This window comes from Yersinia aldovae ATCC 35236, assembly GCF_000173735.1.
Lineage (GTDB): Bacteria > Pseudomonadota > Gammaproteobacteria > Enterobacterales > Enterobacteriaceae > Yersinia > Yersinia aldovae.
In genome coordinates this window covers 95,468-103,513 of record NZ_ACCB01000013.1, presented here as the reverse complement: position 1 = coordinate 103,513, position 8,046 = coordinate 95,468, and the positions used below count along the sequence as shown (strand labels likewise).

Below are 8,046 nucleotides of genomic sequence, written 5' to 3'. Positions count from 1 at the left end.
GTTGGTTAAATAGACCCGTGACTTGAAAGATGACGGGTATAGTAAAACGGGCTACACTCCGCACCAGACATCCTATAAAAACTGATATAGAGAGGCAGACGCAACGTGGCTCAATACGTCTATTCTATGCATCGTGTCGGTAAAGTAGTTCCACCGAAACGACATATTCTGAAAAACATCTCCCTGAGTTTCTTCCCAGGGGCAAAAATTGGTGTGCTGGGCCTGAACGGTTCCGGTAAATCTACCCTATTACGCATCATGGCGGGTATCGATACCGATATTGAAGGCGAAGCTCGTCCACAGCCTGGCATCAAAATTGGCTATCTGCCGCAGGAGCCTAAGTTAAACCTTGAGCAAACCGTGCGTGAGTCGGTTGAAGAGGCGGTTGGCGAAGTTAAACACGCGCTGACCCGTCTGGACGAGGTTTATGCGCTGTATGCCGATCCGGACGCTGATTTCGATAAATTGGCAAAAGAACAAGGTGAGCTGGAAGCCATTATCCAGTCCCATGATGGCCATAATTTGGATAACCAGTTAGAGCGAGCGGCGGATGCACTGCGTTTGCCACCGTGGGATGCCAAAATTGCCAATTTGTCCGGGGGTGAACGCCGCCGTGTGGCAATTTGCCGCCTGCTGCTGGAAAAACCAGACATGCTGCTGCTGGACGAACCGACTAACCACTTGGATGCCGAATCCGTGGCCTGGTTGGAGCGCTTCCTGCATGACTACGAAGGTACCGTGGTCGCCATCACCCATGACCGTTATTTCCTCGATAACGTGGCGGGCTGGATTCTGGAGCTGGACCGTGGTGAAGGTATTCCGTGGGAAGGCAACTACTCCTCATGGCTGGAGCAGAAAGACGCTCGTCTGGCGCTGGAAGCCTCTTCTGAAGCCGCACGTCGTAAATCCATTGAGAAAGAGCTGGAGTGGGTTCGTCAGAATCCGAAAGGCCGTCAGGCGAAAGGTAAAGCGCGTCTGGCCCGCTTTGAAGAACTTAACAGCGTTGAGTATCAAAAACGCAATGAAACCAGTGAGTTGTTCATACCACCAGGCCCACGTTTAGGCGACAAAGTGCTGGAAGTTGAGCATCTGAGTAAGTCTTACGGCGATCGCCTGCTGATTGACGATTTGACCTTTGCGCTGCCAAAAGGCGCAATAGTCGGGATCATCGGGCCGAACGGTGCCGGTAAATCAACCCTGTTCCGCATGTTATCCGGTCAGGAACAACCTGATTCCGGCACGATTTCGCTGGGTGATACCGTGCAATTGGCCTCGGTTGATCAGTTCCGTGACAACATGGATGACAGTAAAACCGTGTGGGAAGAAGTTTCCGGCGGCCAGGACATCATGAAGATCGGTAACTTTGAAATTCCAAGCCGCGCCTACGTTGGCCGCTTCAACTTTAAAGGTATCGATCAAGGTAAGCGGGTGGGTGAGCTGTCCGGTGGTGAGCGCGGCCGTATCCATCTGGCCAAATTGCTCCAGGTTGGCGGCAACATGTTGCTGCTCGATGAACCGACCAATGATCTGGACATCGAAACCCTGCGCGCACTGGAAAACGCCCTGCTGGAGTTCCCAGGTTGTGCCATGGTTATTTCCCATGACCGTTGGTTCCTTGACCGAATTGCCACCCACATCATCGATTATCAGGATGAAGGCAAAGTGGTGTTCTTCGAAGGTAACTTTACTGAATACGAAGAGTGGAAGAAACGTACTCTGGGTGCTGAAGCGCTGGAACCACACCGTATCAAGTATAAGAAAATGACCAAGTAATATGACATCGGCTCATCAAATGAGCCGAATACTCCGGCGATTCTCTCCCCCCAACGAGCCACCAACCACCAGTATTCCATTCTGTGATCGTTATCATTATCACCTACTGAATTTTGCCAGTTTTCCTTGTTTTAAGGCAGTCAGCCGAAGGTGACAAGATTGCACACTATTTAGACTCCTTCGTCATCAGCGGCTTGTGCGCTCCTCTGGTTCTGTACCTGGCCGCACCATTACAACGAAGGATAATAAGATGAATAATGAGATTATATTGGGAATAATTTGGCATCTGGTGGGCGCGGCTAGTGCTGCGTGCTTCTACGCGCCGTTTAAAAAAGTTAAAAAATGGTCATGGGAAACCATGTGGTCCATTGGGGGTCTGGTGTCATGGCTTATCCTGCCGTGGACCGTCAGTTATCTGTTGCTGCCTGACTTTTGGCAATATTATGGCTCCTTTAGTATAGCTACTCTGCTGCCGGTATTTCTGTTCGGTGCCATGTGGGGGATTGGCAATATTAACTACGGCCTGACTATGCGTTACCTCGGCATGTCAATGGGGATCGGGATTGCCATCGGTATCACATTGATTATTGGCACATTAATGACACCTGTCCTACAAGGGCGCTTTGATGTGTTGATCGGCACTGCAGGCGGGCGTATGACCTTGCTCGGTGTATTGGTGGCCGTGATCGGGGTCGCTATCGTCAGTTATGCGGGATTGCTGAAAGAACGGGTGATGGGCATTCAGGCAGAAGAGTTCAGCCTGAAGAAAGGGCTGATTTTGGCCGTGATGTGCGGTATTTTCTCAGCCGGAATGTCATTTGCTATGGATGCGGCAAAACCAATGCATGAAGCCGCCAGCGCATTAGGGATTAATTCGCTGTATGTGGCGCTGCCAAGCTACGTCATCATTATGGGCGGCGGTGCAATTATCAACCTGAGCTATTGTTTTATCCGTTTAGCCAGCCTCAAGAACTTGTCAGTCAAAGCCGATTTTTCTATCGCCAAACCCCTATTGATAACTAATATTCTGTTTTCAGCCTTAGGTGGTTTGATGTGGTATCTGCAATTCTTCTTCTATGCTTGGGGCCACGCCAAAATCCCACCGCAATATGACTATATGAGCTGGATGCTGCACATGAGCTTCTATGTGTTGTGTGGCGGCATTGTGGGCCTGTTACTCAAAGAGTGGAAATCCCCAAGCAGAAAGCCGGTTACTGTGCTGTGTATTGGTTGTCTGGTCATCATTCTGGCGGCAAATATTGTCGGTTTGGGTATGGCGGCATAATAACGAAAACTACCGATAAAATAACAGCGGCGGGTGACGTTGAACAACGCCCCCGTCAATTAACACTGAGAGGCGCTAAATGATGGTTGTAACCTGCGGCTGTTCTTCACTTTCACGCCCATTTTTACCGGGTAATAACGGTGTTCTAACAAAGCGTTGGCGATAGTCTCGTGGTGTCATGCCCGCTTCACGCGTGAAAACCGCAGAGAAGTAATTACTGTCTTCAAACCCACAACGTGCAGCGATCTCACTGATACGATGCTCACTTCCCCGCAATAAGCATTTAGCATGGCAAAGGCGAATCTGGCGCAAATAATGGCTGATACTCATTCCCGTTTGTTGACGAAAAAGTTGTTTCAGCGAACGTTCAACCAACTGATTTTTATGACAGAACTCAGCCATATCAAAGTGGCTTGCCAGACTTTGCTGCACTGCGGACATAATCAAATCAAGCTGCTCACCATCGGGCAATAAATGCGCCTGCTCTGCCCTGTAGCGATGGCGCTTTAACACGATGGCGAGTTGCAGTAACAGAGCCTCCGTCAGTTGTATCGACCAGGAATCTGTCTTACGCGACTCCTGCGCCAACTGATGAATAATTGGCCTTGCCTGTGCCATACCTTGCGTAGTTAATCGCCAGTAACCCTGATTCTGTTCATGCCCAAAGGGAGGCAACAGTTTATGCCACTGTGCGTTCAGGCGTAACCGTTCCGGGCAATAAATAATGTTATCTAATACCAAGTCATGCACGGATTCGTAGCTATGATGATCTGCTGCTTGAATATAAAAAACGTCACCGCAGGTAATACGATAAGGATGGTCATTAAGCACATGTAATCCGTTCCCTCGCCAGACAATCACAATTTCACAGAATTGGTGGGTATGCCCGGCGAAGACTTCCTGCGGATATCGATTAGCTACCGCCACCGGCATCTGCTCCGATGGAAAATAGTCCCGATTCTCTAACAGCAGTGGTACCCGCATGGCTATATCCCTATGTTTACTGGTCAATTAATAAACAGAACACTATCATTAAACTACTGATTCTTAAAGTGACGCTATTCACGTACTGACCTGTCGTGCTAAAGCTGGCTACGTAAATCACGGGGAGACTGAGAAAACTCCCGCTTAAACAAGGTGGAGAAATGGTTGCTATCGCCAAAGCCGCATTGATAGGCAATATCGGTAACACTGCTGTCGCTATAGCACAATTGACGGCGGGCTTGTAGCAAGCGCAAACGCGTCAGGTAACGTTGTGGTGTCATGCCGGTCTGGTTTTTTAACTGCCGATGTAGCGTGCGCAATGGCAATGCAAAGCGATCAGCCAGTGCTGACCACTCAATTGCTTCACTGTAGTTATTCTGTAACCAGTCCAACAATTGGCATAAACGCCCTTCTTGATCATCCCCTGTCTGCGCCAAACACCCCTGCCACAGTTGTACCAATAACTGCATAAATACACTTTCATTTAGGGCGATATCTTCAGCTCGCTCACTGTGAGGCGAACACTCAAGGCAGCTAATCAACTGTTTTACCTGTTGTAAAACCTGGCCGTTAACACGCCAATGGGAGGGATAAATACCGTCATTCTCACGCGGCAAAAAATGTTCCACACCGGACAAGAAGCGAAAAGCATCAGGTGCACGGAATAGGACGTTTGTGAGGAACAACGCATCGGTTGATTCAAACAGATGGCGATCATGGTCACGGACAAAACAGACACAACCACTGCTTAACGTGTAGGGGGCACCATTAAACACATGTACACCCGCCCCTTGCTCAACAATGATAATTTCATAAAAATCATGATGATGTTCAGGAAATGTCGATTGCGGGGCGCGAACTTCAATCGCCACGGATGCCGAACTGGAAGAGAAGAAATCAATACTGCGCAACACCGTCATCTTTTGCCCTCTTTCAAAAGACACGGCGAAATTGCCCTGCTTTACTCCTCGATAGTAAAAGCAGCAGTGTTAATGAAACCTTCAATTTTTGACGTTAAAAGCGACTTTGGCGGTGATTTTTTTTAGATATGTGTAGCAATGTTGAAAAGTATGCGCAGGGTCACAGGTGGGGGATGGGCGGCATAAACACAAAACTGTGAGCTATTTCACTTTAACTTTCGTCATTTTGCCAGCAAGCCATAGCGACTGGCAGTGATGAGAAGGTGCAAAGTAACGCAAATTTCTACACTGCTGAGCATTGAGAAACGACAGGCCGCTAATCATGCCCACACCAACAGCAGTAACACCGTCTGTAATCAACACACGGCACATTGTTGCCATCGACCTCGGTGCCTCCAGCGGGCGCGTGATGCTGGCCAGTTATCGCTCCAGCCCACAACAGCTTGAACTACGCGAAGTCTGCCGCTTTGTTAATCAGATTAAATCCATTGATGGCACCGATGTCTGGGATATCGATACCATTGAACAATCAATTCGTCAGGGACTGAATCAGCTCGATAGCGAAGGAATTCAGCTCGACAGCATTGGGATTGATAGTTGGGGGGTTGATTATGTGCTGCTTGATAAACAAGGCAAGCGCGTCGGGCAGCCGGTATCTTATCGTGACAGTCGTACTCAAGGTGTGATGGAACAGGCGCAGCAGTGCCTGGGCAGCAGTACGATTTACCGTCGCACCGGTATTCAATTTTTACCCTTCAATACGTTGTACCAATTGCGGGCACTCAGCGAGCAGCAGCCCCATTTGTTGGCTGATGTCGCCCATCTATTGCTGATCCCTGACTACTTACACTATCGTCTTACCGGCCAGCTTAACTGGGAATATACCAATGCCAGTACCACCCAGTTACTCAACCTCGAAACCGGTGATTGGGATAGCGACTTACTGGCCTATGCCGGTGTCCCCACCCATTGGTTTGCCAAACCCAGTAAACCCGGTAATACCATCGGTTACTGGCAAAGCGCCAGCGGCCAGCAGGTGCCGGTTATTGCGGTAGCCAGCCACGACACCGCCAGCGCGGTGCTTGCCGCGCCACTGGTTGATGCTGATGCCGCATACCTCAGCTCCGGCACCTGGTCACTGATGGGTTTTGAAAGCCTGACACCGATAACCCACCCGCAAGCGCAGGCCAGCAATATCACCAATGAAGGGGGTGCCGAGGGCCGTTATCGGGTGCTGAAAAATATTATGGGCTTGTGGTTATTGCAACGCGCCACGGATGAGTTGCAGATTAAAGACTTACCACACCTTATCGAACAGGCCGCATGCCAACCCGCTTGTCGCTCACTGATCAATCCCAATGACAGCCGTTTTATCAATCCAGCCAATATGTGCCGCGAGATTCAAAACGCCTGCCGCGAATACGGGATGCCGATCCCCACCACGGCGGCCCAACTGGCCCGTTGCATCTTTGACAGTCTCGCCATGTTGTACCGCCAAGTCGCCCAAGAGCTGTCTGAGTTGCGCGGATATCCAATCAGCCACCTGCATATCGTCGGCGGGGGCTGCCAAAACCAATTTCTCAATCAACTGTGTGCCGATGCCTGCGGCCTGAATGTCATCACCGGGCCGGTTGAAGCCTCGACGCTCGGCAATATTGGCAGCCAATTAATCGCCTTGGGTGACGTGCGTGATGTCGCTCACTACCGCCGTATCGTGGCGGATAACTTCCCGCAGCACTCTTTATCTCCTCATGACAACGCTGACTTTGCCGCCCATTGGCCGCTATTCCAGTCACTGAGTCAACAACCTAAGGAACTTTGCATATGACGAACTCTATTGAACAGGCCTGGAGCCTGGCTAAACAGCGCTTTGCCGCCGTTGGCGTGGATGTTGATGCCGCACTTGCCCGCCTTGATACGCTGCCAGTCTCCATGCACTGCTGGCAAGGTGATGATGTCACGGGTTTTGAAAACCCGGATGGCGTGCTGACCGGCGGAATTCAAGCGACCGGTAACTATCCTGGGAAAGCACGTAATGCCACGGAATTACGCGCTGACCTTGAGTTAGCGTTAACACTGATCCCCGGCCCGAAACGGCTTAATTTACATGCTATTTATTTAGAATCGGATACTCCGGTTGCGCGCAATAAAATCGAGCCTCGCCACTTTAGCCACTGGGTTGAATGGGCCAAAAAGCACCATTTGGGGCTGGATTTCAACCCATCCTGCTTCTCTCACCCACTGAGCGCCGATGGTTTTACCCTGTCTCATGCTGATCCGGAAATCCGCCAATTCTGGATTGAGCATTGCCAGGCCAGCCGCCGTATTTCCGCTTATTTTGGCGAACAATTGGGCACACCGTCGGTCATGAATATCTGGGTTCCCGATGGCATGAAGGACAACCCTATCGATCGCCTTGCTCCGCGCCAGCGGTTGCTGTCAGCGCTGGATGAAATCATCAGTGAAAAATTAAATCCGGCGCATCACATTGATGCCGTTGAGAGCAAATTGTTTGGTATCGGTGCCGAAAGCTACACCGTAGGCTCCAACGAGTTTTATATGGGTTATGCCGCCAGCCGCCAGACCGCGCTGTGCCTGGATGCCGGTCACTTCCACCCGACTGAAGTGATTTCCGATAAAATCTCCAGCGCCATGTTGTATGTTCCGCGCCTGCTGCTGCATGTCAGCCGTCCGGTGCGCTGGGACAGTGACCATGTGGTGCTGTTGGATGATGAAACTCAGGCTATTGCCAGTGAAATTATCCGTCACAACCTGTTCGACAGAGTTCATATCGGGCTCGACTTCTTTGATGCCTCTATCAACCGTATTGCTGCCTGGGTTATTGGTACCCGCAATATGAAAAGAGCCTTGCTGCGTGCCTTGTTGGAACCCACCGAGATGCTACGCCAATTGGAGCTGCGTGGTGACTACACCGCACGGCTGGCACTGCTGGAAGAACAAAAATCCCTGCCTTGGCAAGCCATTTGGGAAGGGTATTGCCAGCGCAACGATGTACCGGTAGATGCCCGCTGGCTCGATGCGGTACGTGATTACGAACAACACACTCTCAGCCAACGTTAAGGA

6 protein-coding genes are annotated in these 8,046 nt (G+C 50.5%); 4 read left to right on the top strand and 2 right to left on the bottom strand.

Translation table 11 applies throughout. The features are described 5' to 3' along the window. Positions 1 to 105: 105 nt before the first annotated feature. Together ettA and rhaT are read left to right on the top strand one after the other, a co-directional pair. A complete protein-coding gene (gene ettA / locus YALDO0001_RS08360) occupies positions 106 to 1,773 on the top strand; it encodes an energy-dependent translational throttle protein EttA (protein ID WP_042839593.1) in 1,668 nt (555 codons plus the stop codon). 250 nt (positions 1,774 to 2,023) lie between these two features. Then, positions 2,024 to 3,058 carry an L-rhamnose/proton symporter RhaT gene (gene rhaT, locus YALDO0001_RS08355; RefSeq protein ID WP_004701948.1) on the top strand — a complete coding sequence of 345 codons (1,035 nt, stop codon included), beginning with the start codon at positions 2,024 to 2,026 and terminating at the stop codon, positions 3,056 to 3,058. Between the two features lie 75 nt (positions 3,059 to 3,133). On the opposite strand, the gene rhaR is transcribed toward rhaT, so the two are convergent. Both rhaR and rhaS read right to left on the bottom strand, forming a co-directional pair. Then, positions 3,134 to 4,042 (bottom strand): HTH-type transcriptional activator RhaR, encoded by a 909-nt coding sequence (gene rhaR, locus YALDO0001_RS08350; RefSeq protein WP_004701946.1) that lies wholly within the window; start codon positions 4,040 to 4,042, stop codon positions 3,134 to 3,136. A gap of 98 nt (positions 4,043 to 4,140) precedes the next feature. Further along, positions 4,141 to 4,962 (bottom strand): HTH-type transcriptional activator RhaS, encoded by an 822-nt coding sequence (rhaS, locus tag YALDO0001_RS08345; RefSeq protein WP_004701944.1) that lies wholly within the window; start codon positions 4,960 to 4,962, stop codon positions 4,141 to 4,143. A gap of 409 nt (positions 4,963 to 5,371) precedes the next feature. Here rhaS and rhaB point away from each other — a divergent pair, with 409 nt between their 5' ends. Both rhaB and YALDO0001_RS08335 read left to right on the top strand, forming a co-directional pair. Continuing rightward, positions 5,372 to 6,790 carry a rhamnulokinase gene (rhaB, locus tag YALDO0001_RS08340; RefSeq protein ID WP_004701939.1) on the top strand — a complete coding sequence of 473 codons (1,419 nt, stop codon included), beginning with the start codon at positions 5,372 to 5,374 and terminating at the stop codon, positions 6,788 to 6,790. Next, positions 6,787 to 8,043 (top strand): L-rhamnose isomerase, encoded by a 1,257-nt coding sequence (locus tag YALDO0001_RS08335; RefSeq protein WP_042839592.1) that lies wholly within the window; start codon positions 6,787 to 6,789, stop codon positions 8,041 to 8,043. Before rhaB ends, YALDO0001_RS08335 begins: the two co-directional genes overlap by 4 nt. The last annotated feature ends 3 nt before the right edge of the window (positions 8,044 to 8,046 follow it).

Excerpts from the sequence above, each read along its gene's own strand:
- rhaT (WP_004701948.1), top strand. The coding sequence starts at position 2,024 with ATGAATAATGAGATTATATTGGGAATAATTTGGCATCTGGTGGGCGCG.
- rhaR (WP_004701946.1), bottom strand. The coding sequence starts at position 4,042 with ATGCGGGTACCACTGCTGTTAGAGAATCGGGACTATTTTCCATCGGAG.
- rhaS (WP_004701944.1), bottom strand. The coding sequence starts at position 4,962 with ATGACGGTGTTGCGCAGTATTGATTTCTTCTCTTCCAGTTCGGCATCC.
- rhaB (WP_004701939.1), top strand. The coding sequence starts at position 5,372 with ATGCTGGCCAGTTATCGCTCCAGCCCACAACAGCTTGAACTACGCGAA.
- YALDO0001_RS08335 (WP_042839592.1), top strand. The coding sequence starts at position 6,787 with ATGACGAACTCTATTGAACAGGCCTGGAGCCTGGCTAAACAGCGCTTT.